Annotated in this window: 12 protein-coding genes; 10 read left to right on the top strand and 2 right to left on the bottom strand. The window is 65.3% G+C overall.

The window, feature by feature from the left end:
- Positions 1–91 precede the first annotated feature (91 nt).
- The 6 genes from rfaD (at position 92) to C7G42_RS24600 (ending at position 8,017) form a co-directional block, all read left to right on the top strand.
- A complete protein-coding gene (rfaD, locus tag C7G42_RS24625; RefSeq protein WP_106951539.1) occupies positions 92–1,072 on the top strand; it encodes an ADP-glyceromanno-heptose 6-epimerase in 981 nt (326 codons plus the stop codon).
- A 24-nt stretch (positions 1,073–1,096) separates the two neighbouring features.
- On the top strand, positions 1,097–2,569 hold the full coding sequence (rfaE1, locus tag C7G42_RS24620) for a D-glycero-beta-D-manno-heptose-7-phosphate kinase (RefSeq protein ID WP_199581141.1): 1,473 nt from the start codon (positions 1,097–1,099) through the stop codon (positions 2,567–2,569).
- The gene (locus C7G42_RS24615) at positions 2,566–3,852 is read left to right on the top strand and encodes an O-antigen ligase family protein (protein ID WP_106951537.1); all 1,287 of its coding nucleotides are present in this window, start codon (positions 2,566–2,568) and stop codon (positions 3,850–3,852) included. The genes rfaE1 and C7G42_RS24615 overlap by 4 nt, the downstream gene beginning before the upstream one ends.
- An 84-nt stretch (positions 3,853–3,936) precedes the next feature.
- Positions 3,937–5,850: an SDR family NAD(P)-dependent oxidoreductase gene (locus C7G42_RS24610; protein WP_199581118.1), complete on the top strand. Its 1,914-nt coding sequence runs from the start codon at positions 3,937–3,939 to the stop codon at positions 5,848–5,850.
- Positions 5,851–5,852: 2 nt separating this feature from the next.
- A complete protein-coding gene (locus C7G42_RS24605; RefSeq protein ID WP_199581117.1) occupies positions 5,853–7,073 on the top strand; it encodes a glycosyltransferase family 4 protein in 1,221 nt (406 codons plus the stop codon).
- The gene (locus tag C7G42_RS24600; RefSeq protein WP_106951534.1) at positions 7,070–8,017 is read left to right on the top strand and encodes an NAD-dependent epimerase/dehydratase family protein; all 948 of its coding nucleotides are present in this window, start codon (positions 7,070–7,072) and stop codon (positions 8,015–8,017) included. The genes C7G42_RS24605 and C7G42_RS24600 overlap by 4 nt, the downstream gene beginning before the upstream one ends.
- Here the strand turns inward: C7G42_RS24600 and C7G42_RS24595 are convergent.
- Together C7G42_RS24595 and C7G42_RS24590 are read right to left on the bottom strand one after the other, a co-directional pair.
- Positions 8,005–9,012 carry an MraY family glycosyltransferase gene (locus tag C7G42_RS24595; protein ID WP_106951533.1) on the bottom strand — a complete coding sequence of 336 codons (1,008 nt, stop codon included), beginning with the start codon at positions 9,010–9,012 and terminating at the stop codon, positions 8,005–8,007. The genes C7G42_RS24600 and C7G42_RS24595 overlap by 13 nt on opposite strands.
- Positions 9,009–9,968 carry a lysylphosphatidylglycerol synthase transmembrane domain-containing protein gene (locus C7G42_RS24590; protein WP_106951532.1) on the bottom strand — a complete coding sequence of 320 codons (960 nt, stop codon included), beginning with the start codon at positions 9,966–9,968 and terminating at the stop codon, positions 9,009–9,011. The genes C7G42_RS24595 and C7G42_RS24590 overlap by 4 nt, the downstream gene beginning before the upstream one ends.
- 227 nt (positions 9,969–10,195) lie before the next feature.
- Here C7G42_RS24590 and C7G42_RS24585 point away from each other — a divergent pair, with 227 nt between their 5' ends.
- The 4 genes from C7G42_RS24585 (at position 10,196) to C7G42_RS24570 (ending at position 14,994) form a co-directional block, all read left to right on the top strand.
- Positions 10,196–11,185 (top strand): NAD-dependent epimerase, encoded by a 990-nt coding sequence (locus C7G42_RS24585; protein ID WP_106951531.1) that lies wholly within the window; start codon positions 10,196–10,198, stop codon positions 11,183–11,185.
- A gap of 7 nt (positions 11,186–11,192) precedes the next feature.
- The gene (locus C7G42_RS24580) at positions 11,193–12,605 is read left to right on the top strand and encodes a mannose-1-phosphate guanylyltransferase/mannose-6-phosphate isomerase (protein ID WP_199581116.1); all 1,413 of its coding nucleotides are present in this window, start codon (positions 11,193–11,195) and stop codon (positions 12,603–12,605) included.
- A 181-nt stretch (positions 12,606–12,786) separates the two neighbouring features.
- Positions 12,787–13,791, top strand: coding sequence for a Gfo/Idh/MocA family protein (locus C7G42_RS24575; protein ID WP_106951529.1), 1,005 nt, complete (start codon positions 12,787–12,789; stop codon positions 13,789–13,791).
- A 51-nt stretch (positions 13,792–13,842) separates the two neighbouring features.
- Positions 13,843–14,994, top strand: a complete 1,152-nt coding sequence (locus C7G42_RS24570) for a DegT/DnrJ/EryC1/StrS family aminotransferase (RefSeq protein ID WP_199581139.1) — start codon at positions 13,843–13,845, stop codon at positions 14,992–14,994.
- Positions 14,995–15,020: the final 26 nt, after the last annotated feature.

The raw sequence follows: 15,020 nt of genomic DNA, 5'->3' as shown, positions 1-15,020 counted from the left end.
CCGGCAGGCCGTTCAATCCAAAACCGCTTACACTTTGGCGGCTCATGCGCTACGGCAGGACCGGGCGCAAAGATCGGGCAGGGATTTCTGAATGTTGCTGGTGACCGGCGGGGCCGGTTTTATCGGGTCGAATGTCGTGGCCGCGCTCAATGACGCCGGCCGCGGTGATGTCGTGATCTGCGATTTCCTGGGCAACGAGGGCAAGTGGCGGAACCTCGCCAAGCGCCAGCTTGTGGATATCGTCCCGCCGGCCGAGCTGATGGACTGGCTGAAGGGCCGCCCCCTGGACGCCGTGATCCATCTCGGGGCGATTTCCGCGACCACCGCGACCGACGGCGATCTCGTGTTCGAGACCAACTTTCGCCTGTCGATGCGCCTTCTCGATTGGTGCACGACAGCCGCCGTGCCCTTCATCTACGCCTCCTCGGCGGCGACCTATGGTGACGGCGAGGAGGGTTTCGACGACGACGGCTCGCTGCCGGCGTTGAAGAAACTGCGGCCGATGAATCTCTACGGCTGGAGCAAGCACATGTTCGATCTCGCGGTCGCCGAACGTGCCGCGCGCGGCGAAAAGCTCCCGCCGCAATGGGTTGGCCTGAAATTCTTCAACGTGTTCGGCCCCAACGAATATCACAAGGGCTCGATGATGAGCGTGCTGGCGCGGCGCTTCGACGACGTCAAGGCAGGCCGCGTCGTGCAATTGTTCAAGTCGCACCGTGAGGGCATCGCCGACGGCGATCAGCGCCGCGATTTCATCTATGTCGACGACGTCGTGCGCGTCGTGATGTGGCTGCTCGCGACACCATCGGTGTCCGGACTCTTCAACGTCGGGACCGGCAACGCGCGCAGCTTCAGGGATCTGATGTTGGCGGCCTATGCCGCGCTCGGTACCAGGCCCAACATCGAGTATATCGACATGCCCGAGCAGATCCGCGGGGCCTACCAGTACTTCACCCAGAGCGAGGTCGATCGCCTCCACCGTGCCGGCTATAACGGCGGCTTCACGACGCTCGAGGATGCGGTGAAGGCCTATGTCGGGGATTACCTCGACCGGCCCGACCGCTTCCGCTGAGGCCATTTGACCATGCCGACGCCCATTCTTGATTTCGACGCCCTCGCGAAGGCCATCTCAGGCCGCACGGTGCTGTGCATCGGCGACATCATGCTGGACGAATTCGTCTATGGCGAGGTGTCGCGGATCTCGCCGGAAGCGCCGACGCCCGTCATCACAGCCCAGCGCAGCGAGATCCATATCGGCGGCGCCGGCAATGTCGCGCGCAACGTCGCCTCGCTGGGCGCACGCTGTATCTTCGTCGGCCTCGTCGGCGAGGACGATGCCGGTGCACGGCTCAAGGCGGCCCTGGATGAGCTTGATGCGATCGAAAACATGCTGGTGCGCGACCCCGCGCGGCCGACCACGCGAAAAGTCCGCTTCGTCTCCGAACATTTTTCCACGCATATGCTGCGCGCGGATTGGGAGCAGGCGGCGCCTGCCTCCGATGACATCGAGACGAAGCTGATCGAGGCGATCCTCCCGCAGATCGCGCGCGCCGACATCTTGCTGCTCTCGGACTACGCCAAGGGCGTGCTGACGGCGCGCGTCATCCGCCACACCATCGACGCCGCACGAAAGCTCGGCAAGCCCGTGATCGTGGATCCCAAGAGCTTGAACTGGGCGATCTATCGCGGCGCCACGCTGCTCACGCCCAACCGCAAGGAATTTTCGGAAGCAACGCGCAGCCGCGCCGACACGCCACAGAGCATCGTCGATGCCAGCGAGGATGTGATGCGGCTCGCCGATTGCGAGGCGATCCTGGTCACGCAAGGCGAGCAGGGCATGACGCTGGTGCCGCGCAATGGTGCAGCGGTCCACGTTCCGGCTTTCCCGGTCAAAGTGCGTGACGTCTCCGGCGCCGGTGACACCGTGGCCGCCGCGCTCGCGGTCGCGCTTGCGACGGGCGCGGATTGGGACACGGCGTTGCGCATGGCCAGTGCCGCTGCCGCCGTCGCCGTCGGCAAGCAGGGCACCGCAAGCGTGAGCGCGGCCGAGTTGCGCCGAAAGATCCTGCCGCATGCCACGCTGGCGGCCGAGGAGAAGATCGTGCTCGATCCTGATACCCTCGATGCGCAACTTGCCGAGTGGCGGAGGCAGGGCCAGCGCGTCGGCTTCACCAATGGCTGCTTCGACATCCTGCATCCCGGCCACGTCAAGGTGCTGACTGCAGCGCGCGCCGCTTGCGACCGCCTGATCGTCGGGCTCAACAGCGACGCCTCGGTGCGGCGGCTCAAGGGCGCCGAGCGGCCGGTCCAGGACGAGCGCGCGCGTGCCGAGGTGCTCGCCGCGCTCGAAGCCGTCGATCTCGTCGTCATCTTCGACGAGGACACGCCAATCGATCTGATCACGCGGATCAGGCCCGGCGTGCTGGTGAAGGGCGGCGATTACACCCGCGAGCAGGTGGTCGGCCACGAGGTCGTCGAGCAAGCGGGTGGAACGGTCGTGCTCGTCGACATCCTCCAGGGCTTCAGCACGACGGCGCTGGTGCATCGCGCCCGGGGAGGCGGCAAGTGACGGCGCTTGCTCGCGAAACGACGGGACAGATGTTGCTTCGCCGTCTGCGCAGCCCGGCTGCCTGGAGCGAAACCGTCGATGTCTTCGCGGTCCTGACCGCGGCCTCGCTGCCCTGGTCGACCTCGCTTGCGGGGATCTTCAACGCGCTGATGCTGCTCTGCATGCTGCCGTTTCTCGACGTCCGTGCCTTCCTGCAATTCCTGAAGCGTCCGATCTGTCTGGCTCCGATTGCACTGGTGCTGCTCGCGCTGGTGGGAACGCTCTGGTCCGACGCGCCCTGGAGCGCGCGCTTCCACGCAATCAATCCGACCATCAAGCTGCTCGTGCTGCCGGTCCTGCTCTATCATTTCGAGCGTTCGCCGCGCGGCCGCTGGATCTTCGTCGCCTTCCTGGTGTCCTGCGCCCTGTTGTCGGTGATGTCCTGGCTGGTCGCCTTCTATCCGAACCTCGCGCTCAAGACCGATCCGCCCGAGCGCGGCATCTTCGTCAAGAACTACATCGATCAGAGCCAGGAATTTGCGCTGTGCGCGGTCGCGCTCGCCTATCCGATCGTGATGCTGCTGCGTGAGAAGCGATACTGGTTCGCCGGGTTACTGACGGCGCTGGCGCTGAGCTTCTTCGTCAACATGACATTCGTGGTGGTGTCCCGCACGGCTCTCGTCACCGTTCCGATCATGTTCGGCGTGTTCGCGCTGCTTCATCTCAAAGGGCGCAGCATCGCACTCATCTCCGCCGGCTTGCTCGCCGTTGCGGTCCTCGCCTGGCAGTCCTCGCCGTATTTGCGCCATACGGCCGAGAGATTTTCCGACGACTACACGCGCTATGTCGAAAAGGGCGAGCCGACCTCGCTCGGCCTGCGGCTCGAATTCTGGCGGAAGTCGCTCGGCTTCTTCGCGCAGGCGCCGATCATAGGGCACGGCACCGGTTCGACGCGCGGATTGTTCGAACGGGTCGCGACGCCCAGCGGTCTGTACCAGGCCTCAGCCGAGGTGATCGGCAACCCGCATAACCAGACGCTCAACGTCGCCGTGCAATGGGGCGCGGTCGGTATCGTCGTTCTCTACGCGATCTGGATCCTGCATCTTCTGCTGTTTCGCGGCGAGGGGCTCGACAACTGGATCGGACTCCTGGTGGTTGTGCAGAACATCTTCACCTCGCTGTTCAACTCCCATCTGTTCGACTTCCACGAGGGCTGGATGTACGTCATCGGGGTCGGCGTTGCCGGCGGCATGGTGCTCCGGGCACAACAGCCCGAGGCGAAGATGGGGGAAGCCGGTTCCTGAGCGGCCGCGCGGCTGGCAAGTCCTGTCCAGATGGGCTATCAGCGCGGTCAGGTTGCATCTAACTGGGTTTTCATCGGTCGGCGGATGACGCGTCTTTCGCATCTCACCTTGCGCAATTTCCTGATCGCGCTCCACGACCTGCTGGCGACCGCGGCGGCGCTTTTTGCCGCCTTCTATCTGCGATTCGAGGGTGGCGACGGCTTCTTCGACCGCCTGCCGCTGCTGTTCCAGATCCTGCCCTACTTCCTCGCCTTCAGCGTGGTCGTGTTCTTCATCTTCAACCTGACCACGACGAAATGGCGCTTCATCTCGCTGCCTGACGCGCTGAACATCATCCGCGTCGCGACCGTGCTGACGGTCGCCTTGCTCGTGCTCGACTACATCTTCGTCGCCCCCAACGTCCGCGGCGCATTCTTCCTCGGCAAGGTGACGATCGTCCTCTATTGGTTCCTCGAGATCTCCTTCCTCAGCGCGCTGCGCATGGCCTACCGCTACTTCCGCTATACGCGGGTGCGGCGTCACGCCAGGGGCGAGGAGGCCGCGCCGACGCTGCTGATCGGCCGCGCCGCGGATGCGGAGGTTCTCCTGCGCGGCATCGAGAGCGGCGCGATCAAGCACATCTGGCCGGTCGGCGTGCTCTCGCCGTCGAATTCGGATCTGGGCCAGTTCATCCGCAACGTGCCGGTGCTGGGCGGCATCGACGACGTCGAGGACGTCGTCGCCGACTTCGCCAAGCGCAACAAGCCGATCGCGCGCCTCGTCATGACGCCGTCGGCATTCGAGCCGGAAGCGCGTCCGGAATCGATCCTGATGCGGGCGCGCAAGCTGGGTGTGATCGTCAACCGGATGCCCTCGCTCGAGAGCGGCGATGCGCCGCGGCTCACGGCCGTCGCGGTCGAGGACCTCCTGCTGCGGCCGAGCGAGACGATCGACTATGCGCGCCTGGAAGCGCTGATCAACGGCAAGGCGGTGATCGTCACCGGCGGCGGCGGCTCCATCGGGTCGGAGATCTGCGAACGCGTCGTCGCCTTCGGTGCCGCGCGGCTCCTGATCGTGGAAAACTCCGAGCCTGCGCTCTACGCCATCACGGAGGCGCTCGCCGCGCGAGGGGCGGCCGCCGAGGTCGAAGGACGGATTGCCGACATTCGCGACCGCGAGCGCATCATGCGCCTGATGGCCGGGTTCAAGCCGGACATCGTGTTCCACGCCGCTGCGCTCAAGCACGTGCCGATCCTCGAGCGCGACTGGAGCGAGGGCGTCAAGACCAACATCTTCGGCTCGATCAACGTCGCGGATGCCGCCGTTGCCGCCGGCGCCGAAGCCATGGTGATGATCTCGACCGACAAGGCGATCGAGCCGGTGTCGATGCTCGGCCTGACCAAGCGCTTCGCGGAGATGTACTGCCAGGCGCTGGATCACGACCTTGCGGCAGGTAGCGGCGGCGCCAGGCCGCCGATGCGGCTGATCTCGGTCCGGTTCGGCAATGTGCTGGCCTCCAACGGCTCAGTGGTTCCGAAATTCAAGGCCCAGATCGAGGCCGGCGGCCCGGTGACGGTGACGCATCCCGACATGGTCCGCTACTTCATGACCATCCGCGAGGCCTGCGATCTTGTCATCACCGCGGCCACGCATGCGCTCGGAACTCACCGTCCCGACGTCTCTGTCTACGTGCTCAACATGGGCCAGCCGGTGAAGATCGTCGATCTCGCCGAGCGCATGATCCGCCTTTCCGGACTGCAGCCCGGCTACGACATCGAGATCGTGTTCACCGGCATGCGGCCGGGCGAGCGCTTGCATGAGATCCTGTTCGCCACCGAGGAGCCGACCCGCGAGATCGGCGTTGCCGGCATCATGGCCGCGCAGCCGAACGAGCCGCCGATGCAGACGCTGCGCAAATGGATCTTGGCGCTGGAGCAGGCGATCGCGCGCGACGATCGCGCCACCATCAGGACCATCCTGAAGGATGCGGTGCCCGAATTCGGGTCGACCGCGGCCTGACCATGCAGCCTCGAGGCAAGATCGTCGTCGCGAGCCAGCATTATCCGCCGGATACGAGCACGACGGCGGCGATCATGGCCGAGATCACCTGCCGTCTCGCCGTCGAGCACGAGGTCGTCGTGCTCTCGGGCTGGCCGGGCGCATTGCCGGCCTCAGAGGCCGGCCCGGGCAAGCCGCGCGTGGTCGCAATCAAGAACCGCATGGCGGGCAAGGCGGCGCTGGTGCGGCGCGGGCTGTCGGAACTGCTGTTCGCGGCGCGCACGTTCGTCGCGTTGATGCGGGAGCTCAAGGCAGGAGACGTCGTGCTCACGGTCACCGCCCCGTTCATGCTGCCTTACGCGGTGGCGGCGGCAGCCAGATTCAAGGGCGCACGCTCGGCGCTGATCATGCACGATCTCTTTCCCGACGTGCTGGTGATGGCGGGCCTGCTGAAGCCGGGCTCGCTCGTGACGCGGACGATGCGCGCCGCCAACGGCCTGATGTTCCGCGTGCTCAATGCCGTCATCACCATCGGCCGCGATGCGGAGCGGCCGCTGCTGAGCTATGCCGGAATGACGCGGAACAAGATCCGCTTCATCCCGAACTGGGCGACGCTCGTGCCCGCGCCGCGGCCGGTCAATTCGGACAACCCGTTCCGCAAGGCGCTTTCCGCGCGCTTCATCGTCGGCCTGTCGGGCAATCTCGGTTTCACCCACGATCCGGAGATCGTGTTCGAGGCGGCGCGGCTTCTGAAGGACGAGGCCGACATTCACTTCCTGCTGTCCGGCTGGGGCATCGGCTTCGAGCGGCTGAAGCAGTTGCAGGCCGAAGCAAACCTCTCCAATGTCTCCTTTGTGGCGCGCGTCGCGGATACCGAGCTCGAGGCGTTCCTGTCGGCGGCCAATCTCTGGATCATTCCGTATCGGAAGGACGTAGCGGGGGTGTCGGTGCCGAGTCGGTTCTACAATCTTCTGGCGGTCGGCCGGCCCGTGCTTCTGGTCTCCGAGCCGGAGGCCGAGGCGGCCCTGACGGTGGTGGAGAACGGGCTTGGCTGGGTCGTGACGCCCGGCCGCCCGGACCAGCTCGCCGCGGCGATCCGCACCGCGTCCGGTTCCGACGACGATGCGATTGCGGCGCGTGCGGTGAAGACGGCGGCGCGCTTCGATCGGGCGACGGCGATGAACGCCTATGCCGGCGTGATCCACGAACTGCTGCGCACCCCGCACCTTCCGGAGCAACGATGAGCGAGAACAAGCCGGTCGTGCTGGTGACGGGGGCAAGCGGTTTCGTCGGCCGTCACGTCGCCCCTGCGCTGGCGGGAGCGGGATGGTTGGTCCGCCGCGCGGTCCGCAGCCCGCAAGGTGTCGACGACGAGGTCGTGATCGAGTCGATCGGTCCCGAGACCGATTGGCAGGCCGCGCTGGAAGGCGTCGACGCCGTCGTCCATCTCGCCGCGCGCGTGCATCACAAGCACGAGGAGCACGCGGTCCAGCTCTACCGCAACGTCAATATCGCTGGCACGCTGCATCTGGCGCGTTGCGCGGCGACGGCCGGCGTGCGCCAGTTCATCTTCGTCAGCACCGTTCTCGTGCACGGCCGCAGCAATGAGGGCCGCGCGCCGTTCGGCGAGGACGACATCCTAACGCCGCGCGGCCTCTACGGCATGTCCAAGGCTGCCGCCGAGGCGGGTTTGAGGACGCTGGCGCGCGACAACGACATGAATATCTCGGTGATCCGGCCGCCGCTGGTCTATGGCGCGGGCGCCAAGGGCAATTTCGCGCTGCTGACGCGCGCGGTCCATCTCGGGCTGCCGCTGCCCTTTGCCGCGATCCGCAACCAGCGCGCCTTCCTTGCGGTGCAGAACCTGTCGTCGTTCATTCTGCACCGGCTCGGCCATCCCGATCCCGCCAGCAATTTCGAGATCTTCCTCGTCGCCGACAGGGAGCAGGTCTCGACGCCCGAATTCATCACGCGGCTGGCCGAAGCGTCCGGCAAGGGGCTGCGGCTGTTCGGCGTGCCGTCGGGCGTGCTCAGCACGCTGCTCAGCGTGATGGGCCGGCAGGATACGCATGACAGCCTGATCGGCTCGCTCGAGCTCAACATCTCGAAAGCGCTCGCAACCGGTTGGCAGCCGGAGGTCTCCCTCGACGAGGGACTGCGGCTGGCGCTGGCGGCTCAGAACGCCTGAGGTCGCGAGAACCGGAGCAGCACGAAGGCGACTGCGACCGCGCCTGCGAACAGGGAAACGATCGTGACCGGCATCGAGCCGGCGCGAACGCTGACGACGGCAAGCAAGGCCAGTACGAGATTGAGCGCGAACACCTCGGCGATCACCTGCTTGACCGTGAAGCCGTTGTCGGTGGCGCGCTGATAGAAGTGCGTGCGGTGCGCCGACCAGAATGGTTCGCGCCGCGCGATGCGCCGAAACAGCGTGATGGTGGAATCCGCAAGATAATAAGACGGCAGCAGCAGCGCCGCGGCGGGCTGTCCGAGCCAGGCGAGCTCCAGCAGGCACCAGCCGAGCAAAAGGCCGATCGGCAGGCTGCCGACATCGCCCAGGAACACTCTTGCGACCGGCTTGTTGAACGGCACAAAGCCGAGCATGGCCCCGCACAGGGCCATTGCGATCAACGCCGCCGGCCGCGACAATTCGCCGAAGAGCCCGAGTAGCAACAGCGCGGCTGTGACCGGCACCACTTCCGCCACCGTCATCAGGTCGAGCCCGTCCATGAAATTGACGAGGTTCACGAACCAGACACCGGCGAGCACGATGAGGCCGCGCTCCAGTGCCAGCGGCACCGCCGGCACGATGCGCGCATCGTCAGGCGCGGTGAGGACGACAGCGCTGACGCAGGCGGCCTGCAGCACTAGCCGCACCAGCACCGGCAGCGAGACGATGTCGTCGGCGAACCCGACCAGCGCAATGACGATGGTGGCAATGACCAGCGCCGGCGGAATGGCGACGTTAATCCAGGCCGCCAACGCCAAGGCAACGACGAGCGTCGCCGAGATCACCGCGATGCCCGCGCCTTGCGGGGTGGGGATACGATGCGAGGAACGCGCATTCGGGCGTGCCAGTGCGTAGCGCTGCAGCAGGGGACGGCTGATCCAGGTGATGAGCGCCGAGATCAGTGCGGCGATCGTAACGGCTAGCAGCGAGGCCACGATCGTCGGCACGGTCACTCCGGCACTCCGATCGGCGCCGACCCCTGCGCGGCTTTCTCCGCGCTGAGGATCCAGACCAGGCCGCCGAATGCGCCGACGATGAAGGACACGGCGCCGAACAGCAGCGAGACGTTGACGCCTTCGTTGGCGGCAAGTCCGGCGAAGCCGAACGCCAGGCCCATCGTGGCTTCACGCACGCCCCAGCCGGCGATCGAGATCGGCATCATCGTGATCAGCATCACGGGCGGCACCAGCAGGAAGACGTCGCTGAAGCGAACCGGGGCCGCGATCGACTGCACGACGCACCAGGCGATGACGACGGCGAGCACGTGAACGAGCACCGACAGGATCGCGATGATCGGTCCCCGGCTGCGGCTGAAGATCACGCGGTTCGCGATCACGGCACAGGCGTGAATGTGATGGGTGGCCCACCACGTCTTCAGCCAGCGCCATTTCAAAGCGCCGAAAACCAGGAAGCCAAGGCCGCCGGCGAGCGCCAGGAGATCGATGAGCAGCAGTGCCGAGCGACCGTGCGGATCGGTGATGAGAGTGTAGCTCCAGGGCAGGCTCGCGACGATGACAATCGCGAGCGCGATCAAGCCGATCGCGCGGTCGACGAAGATCGAGTAGGTCGCCGCTCGCCAGCCGGCGCCGGCGCGCGCGACCAGCCACAGCCGGACCGCGTCGCCGCCGATCGCCGACGGCAGGGTCTGGTTGAAGAAAGAGCCGATCACGTTGTAGCGCATGGCGCGGCCGAGTTCGAGCGGCGCGCCGCAGACGGCGCTGATCTCGCGCCAGCGTAGTACGCCGACGAATATCTGCAGGAAAGTGATCGCGATCGCGGCACCGATCCAGAACAGGCTGGTCACGGTGAAGCGCGAAAACAATTCGGACAGATCGACCTTGCGCAGCGCCAGATAGAGCAGCGCCACGGAAATCAGGATTTTGGCCGTCGACAGCAGGATTCGGCGCATCTCGCCCGCATGAACTGGGTTTGCGAAGATTTGAGGCAACCCGACGCGAGCGCCGAATTCGGCCGCTTTGGTATGGTTTTGGCGCCGATCTTGCAATAGCCGTCGTGAGAGGCGCTCGTGAGCCCTCGCGGAGGGACGTTATGGGGCGCTTGAGCCATGGCGACCTATTGTGCCCCCCTCGAACGGACGGCTAAACAGGATCGGGCGAGGGATCTCCAGGGAACAGGATGACGGATCAGGCAATTTTGGTAACCGGGGCCGCCGGCTTCATCGGCTTCCACGTCGCCCGGCAGCTCCTGGGCGAGGGCCGGTCCGTCGTCGGGCTCGACAATCTCAACGCCTATTACGATCCGGCACTGAAGCGGGCGCGTCTGGCGCTGCTGCAGGGCTCGCCCCGTTTCTCCTTCGTCGAGGCCGATCTTGCCGACCGCGAGACGATGGCGGCGCTGTTTGCGCGGCATCGTTTTACGGAGGTCGTGCATCTGGCGGCACAGGCCGGCGTGCGCTACTCGATCGAGCAGCCGCACGCCTATGTCGATTCCAATCTGGTGGGCTTTCTCAACGTGCTCGAGGGCTGCCGCAACAACGGCTGTCGTCATCTCGTCTACGCCTCGTCATCCTCCGTTTACGGCGCCAACACAAAAATGCCATTTGCGGTTGCGGACCGCACCGATCATCCCGTGAGCTTCTACGCCGCGACCAAGAAGGCGAACGAGGTGATGGCGCAGTCCTACAGTCATCTCTATCGCCTGCCGGTCACGGGCCTGCGCTTCTTTACCATCTACGGGCCATGGGGACGGCCCGACATGGCCATGTTTCTGTTCGTAAACGCCATCATGGCGGGCAAGTCGATCCGGCTGTTTAACCATGGCCGAATGCGTCGCGACTTCACCTATGTCGATGATGTCAAGCGTGTAGTATCCAAGCTGATCAATCTTGTGCCTGCGGACGATCCGGCTGCCGCAAATGCGCCGTTTAAGCTCTACAATGTCGGCAATCACCGTCCAGAGGAACTGATGCACGTCGTCGGTCTTCTGGAGCGGGAGCTGGGCCGGACGGCGATCAAAGAATTGCTGCCGATGCAGCCGGGAGATGTGCTGGAAACGTTCGCGGATGTCGAGGACCTGATGCGCGACACCGGCTTTGCACCGTCAACGCCGATCGAGCATGGGGTCCACAATTTTGTCACCTGGTATCGGGACTACTTCAAGGTTTGAGATGACGATGGACAAACGCATTATCCCCCTGATCATGTGCGGCGGCGCCGGCACGCGGCTGTGGCCGGCTTCGCGCGAGGTGCGGCCAAAACAGTTCCTGCCGCTGTTCGGCACGCGCTCGACCTTCCAGGACACGCTGCTACGCGTCTCCGATCCCTCCCTGTTCGACCGGCCCATCGTCATCACCAACGCGTCCTATCGCTTCATGGTGCTGGAGCAACTCGCGGAGATCGGCATCGAGGCCGACGTGATCCTCGAGCCGATGCGGCGCGATTCCGGACCGGCCATCGCGGCCGGCGCGGTGTTCGCGCAGAACCGCGCCAGTGACGCCATCGTGCTCGCGCTCGCCGCCGATCACGTCGTGCAGGACAATCCCGCGTTCGTCGCCGCCTGCCGCCAGGGCCTCAATGCCGCGAGCACCGGGCGCATCGTCACCTTCGGCGTCAAGCCCGAGCGGCCGGCGACCGAATACGGCTACATCAACCCGGGCGAGGTGATCTCCGGCGAGGTGCATGCGGTCGCGCGCTTCGTCGAGAAGCCGGACGCGGTGAAGGCCTCCGATTACGTCAATTCGGGCTATCTCTGGAACAGCGGCAATTTCATGTTCCCGGCGAGCGTGCTGCTCGACGAATATCGCAAGGTCGATGCCGCGAGCGTCGAGGCTGTCACCAGCGCGGTCAACAATGCCGGCCGCGATCTCGGCTTCGTCACGCTGGAGCCGGAGGCATTCGGCGCGGCCAAGGCGATCTCGATCGATTATGCGGTGATGGAGAAGACCTCGCGCGCAGCGGTCGTGCCGGTGTCGTGCGGCTGGTCCGATGTCGGCTCCTGGCACGCGGTGTGGGAGCTCTCCGACAAGGACGCGCAAGGCAACGCGTCGCACGGCAGCGCGGTGTTCGAGGATTCCCGCAATTGCAACGTCACCACCGATTCCGCGCTGGTCGCGCTCGAAGGCGTCGACGATCTCATCGTGGTTGCAACCGCGGACGCGGTGCTGGTCTCGCGCCAGAAGGATGCCAACGGCCTGAAGCGTCTGGTCACCAAGCTGAAGACGGTCGCGCCGAAGGTCACCGAGGAACATCTGAAGGTGCACCGCCCCTGGGGCAGCTACCAGTCGGTCGACAATGGCGAGCGTCATCAGGTCAAGCGCATCGTGGTGAAGCCGGGCGGGCGGCTGTCGCTGCAGAAGCACCATCATCGCGCCGAGCACTGGATCGTTGTCCGCGGCACGGCGCAGGTTACGGTCGATGAGACCGTGAAAATGGTGCACGAGAACGAGTCGATCTACATCCCGATGGGCGCCGTCCATCGTATGGAGAACCCCGGTAAAATCATGCTGGAACTGATCGAGGTCCAGACTGGAAGCTATCTCGGGGAAGACGACATCATCCGGATTGAAGACGACTACCAAAGGTCGTAACCAGCAAACTCCGAATCACGCGACCCGGGCCAAACAGGCGATATTTTCGGCTTAAGGCCCGGGGAACGTGTAACTTTTTGAATCAAATCGTGTCCGGGCCGCCAAGGCGGCATTCGCCACAAATGTGGCGCCCGTGCTAGAAGCGCGCCGGGGATTTGCGGTTGAATCGGGGTTTGCTCAGATGAGTTCCAACGGATCTGCACCGGCAAAGGTCGGCTTGCGCGTCGGCGTCATTGGCGCTGGCGTGATGGGGAGCAACCACGCGCGCGTGCTTGCGGGTCTTCCCGGCGTCAGCCTCGTCGGCGTCGTCGATCCGTCGTCGGCGCATCGCACACGCGCGACGGAACTGGCCAATTGCGCAAGCTTCGAGACCCTCGACCAGCTGCTCGCCGAAGGCGTCGACGCCGTCACCATCGCGGCTCCCACCCATCTGCATCACGAAGTCGCGCTCGCCTGCATCGCCAAGAACATCCATGTTCTCGTCGAGAAGCCGATCGCATCTACCGTGGAGGAGGGCCGCGAGATCGTCGCTGCCGCGCACAAGGCCGGCGTCACGCTGATGGTCGGCCATGTCGAGCGCTTCAATCCGGCGGTCGTCGCCGTCAAGCAGGCGATCGCGGGCGAGGACATCCTCTCTATCGCGATCACGCGTGTCGGCCCGTTTCCGCCGCGCATGTCCAATGTCGGCGTCGTGATCGACCTCGCCGTGCACGACATCGATCTGATCCGCTGGTTCACCGAATCCGACATCGTCGAGGTGCAGCCGCAATTGTCGAGCGCGGTCGCAGAGCGCGAAGACATCGCGCTGTTGCAGTTCCGCACCGCCAACGGCGTGCTCGCGCACATCAACACCAACTGGCTGACCCCGTTCAAGGCGCGCAGCGTCACGGTCGCGACCCGCGGCAAATACGTGATGGGCGATCTGCTCACGCGCCAGGTCACCGAATGCTTCGGCTTCAAGCCTGACGGCAGCTATTCGATGCGGCATTTGCCGGTCGGCCATGACGAGCCGCTGCGTGCCGAACTGATCGCGTTCCTCAAGGCGGTGCGCAACGGCGAGACGCCGGCAGTCACGGGCGACGAAGGCGTTGCCAGCCTCGAGATCGCGACGCAGTGCCTGGAGACGCCGTCACGGCCTGCGGCCAAATCGCCCGCCCTCAAGGGGCCGCGCCGCGTCGCCGGCTGATCCCTTTCCATGTCGACCGTTCAAAACCAGCAAGGCGCCAAGAACCAGACGATGAACCAGCATCTGCGTTCCGAACCCATTCCCTTCATCGACGTCGCCTCGCAGCGCCGCCGGCTCGGCGCCTCGCTGGATGCCGCGGTCAAGCGCGTGATGGACCATTGCCAGTTCGTCAATGGTCCTGAAGTCGCCGAGCTCGAGAAGCAGCTCGCGGCCTATAGCGGTGCCAAGCACGTGATCGGCTGCGCCAGCGGCACCGATGCGATCCTGATGGTGATGATGGCGAAGAACGTTGGGCCCGGCGATGCCGTGTTCTGTCCGTCCTTCACCTTCATCGCGACGGCCTCGCCGGTGGCGCGGACCGGCGCGACGCCTGTCTACGTCGACGTCGACGAGACCACCTTCAACATGAGCCCGGAGTCGCTCAAGCGCGGCATCGCAACTGCGCGCGAGGCCGGCCTCAAGCCGGTCGCGGTCATTCCGGTCGATCTGTTCGGCCAGCCCGCCGATCACGATGCGATCGCGGAGATCGCCAAGGCCGAGGGCCTGTTTGTGCTCGACGACGCCGCGCAAGGCTTTGGCGCGAGCTACAAGGGCCGCAAGCTCGGCACCTTCGGGCTCGCCACCGCAACCAGCTTCTTCCCGGCCAAGCCGCTGGGCTGCTTCGGCGACGGCGGCGCGATCTTCACCGATGACGACGAACTCGCGGCGACGCTGCGCAGCATCCGCGTGCACGGGCAGGGCGTCGACAAATACGACAACGTCCGCCTCGGCCTCACCGGCCGGCTCGACACCATGCAGGCCGCGATCCTGATCGAGAAGCTTAAGATCTTCGACGACGAGATCGCCGCCCGCAACAAGGTTGCGGAACGCTATGCCCGGGGCCTGTCCAATGTCGTGACCGTGCCGCGCCTCAGCCCTGGCAATACCTCGGTCTGGGCGCAGTACACGATCCGTCTTCCCAAAGCTACCGACCGCGACGGCTTCGCTACCGCCCTGAAAGCCCAGGGCGTGCCGACCGCGATCTATTACGGCAAGTCGATGCATCAGCAGACCGCCTACAAGCAATATCCGGTCGCCGAGGGCGGCCTGCCGGGTTGCGAGAGCCTGTCGCAGGACGTCATCAGCCTGCCGATGCACGCCTATTTGACCGAAGCCGATCAGGAGCGAATCATCGCCGCCGTCCAAGGTGCGCTGGCGGGCTGAGCTTGCTTAACCTCTCCCGCTTGCGG

This window comes from Bradyrhizobium sp. MOS003 (genome assembly GCF_003020125.1).
In the GTDB taxonomy this organism is placed as follows: Bacteria; Pseudomonadota; Alphaproteobacteria; order Rhizobiales; family Xanthobacteraceae; genus Bradyrhizobium.
The sequence above is the reverse complement of the archived record's forward strand: the minus strand, read 5'-3'. Positions and strand labels throughout refer to the sequence as shown.

Coding starts and splice junctions, on each gene's coding strand:
- rfaD (WP_106951539.1), top strand. CDS start 92: ATGTTGCTGGTGACCGGCGGGGCCGGTTTTATCGGGTCGAATGTCGTG.
- C7G42_RS24610 (WP_199581118.1), top strand. CDS start 3,937: ATGACGCGTCTTTCGCATCTCACCTTGCGCAATTTCCTGATCGCGCTC.
- C7G42_RS24605 (WP_199581117.1), top strand. CDS start 5,853: ATGCAGCCTCGAGGCAAGATCGTCGTCGCGAGCCAGCATTATCCGCCG.
- C7G42_RS24600 (WP_106951534.1), top strand. CDS start 7,070: ATGAGCGAGAACAAGCCGGTCGTGCTGGTGACGGGGGCAAGCGGTTTC.
- C7G42_RS24590 (WP_106951532.1), bottom strand. CDS start 9,968: ATGCGCCGAATCCTGCTGTCGACGGCCAAAATCCTGATTTCCGTGGCG.
- C7G42_RS24585 (WP_106951531.1), top strand. CDS start 10,196: ATGACGGATCAGGCAATTTTGGTAACCGGGGCCGCCGGCTTCATCGGC.
- C7G42_RS24580 (WP_199581116.1), top strand. CDS start 11,193: ATGGACAAACGCATTATCCCCCTGATCATGTGCGGCGGCGCCGGCACG.
- C7G42_RS24575 (WP_106951529.1), top strand. CDS start 12,787: ATGAGTTCCAACGGATCTGCACCGGCAAAGGTCGGCTTGCGCGTCGGC.
- C7G42_RS24570 (WP_199581139.1), top strand. CDS start 13,843: ATGAACCAGCATCTGCGTTCCGAACCCATTCCCTTCATCGACGTCGCC.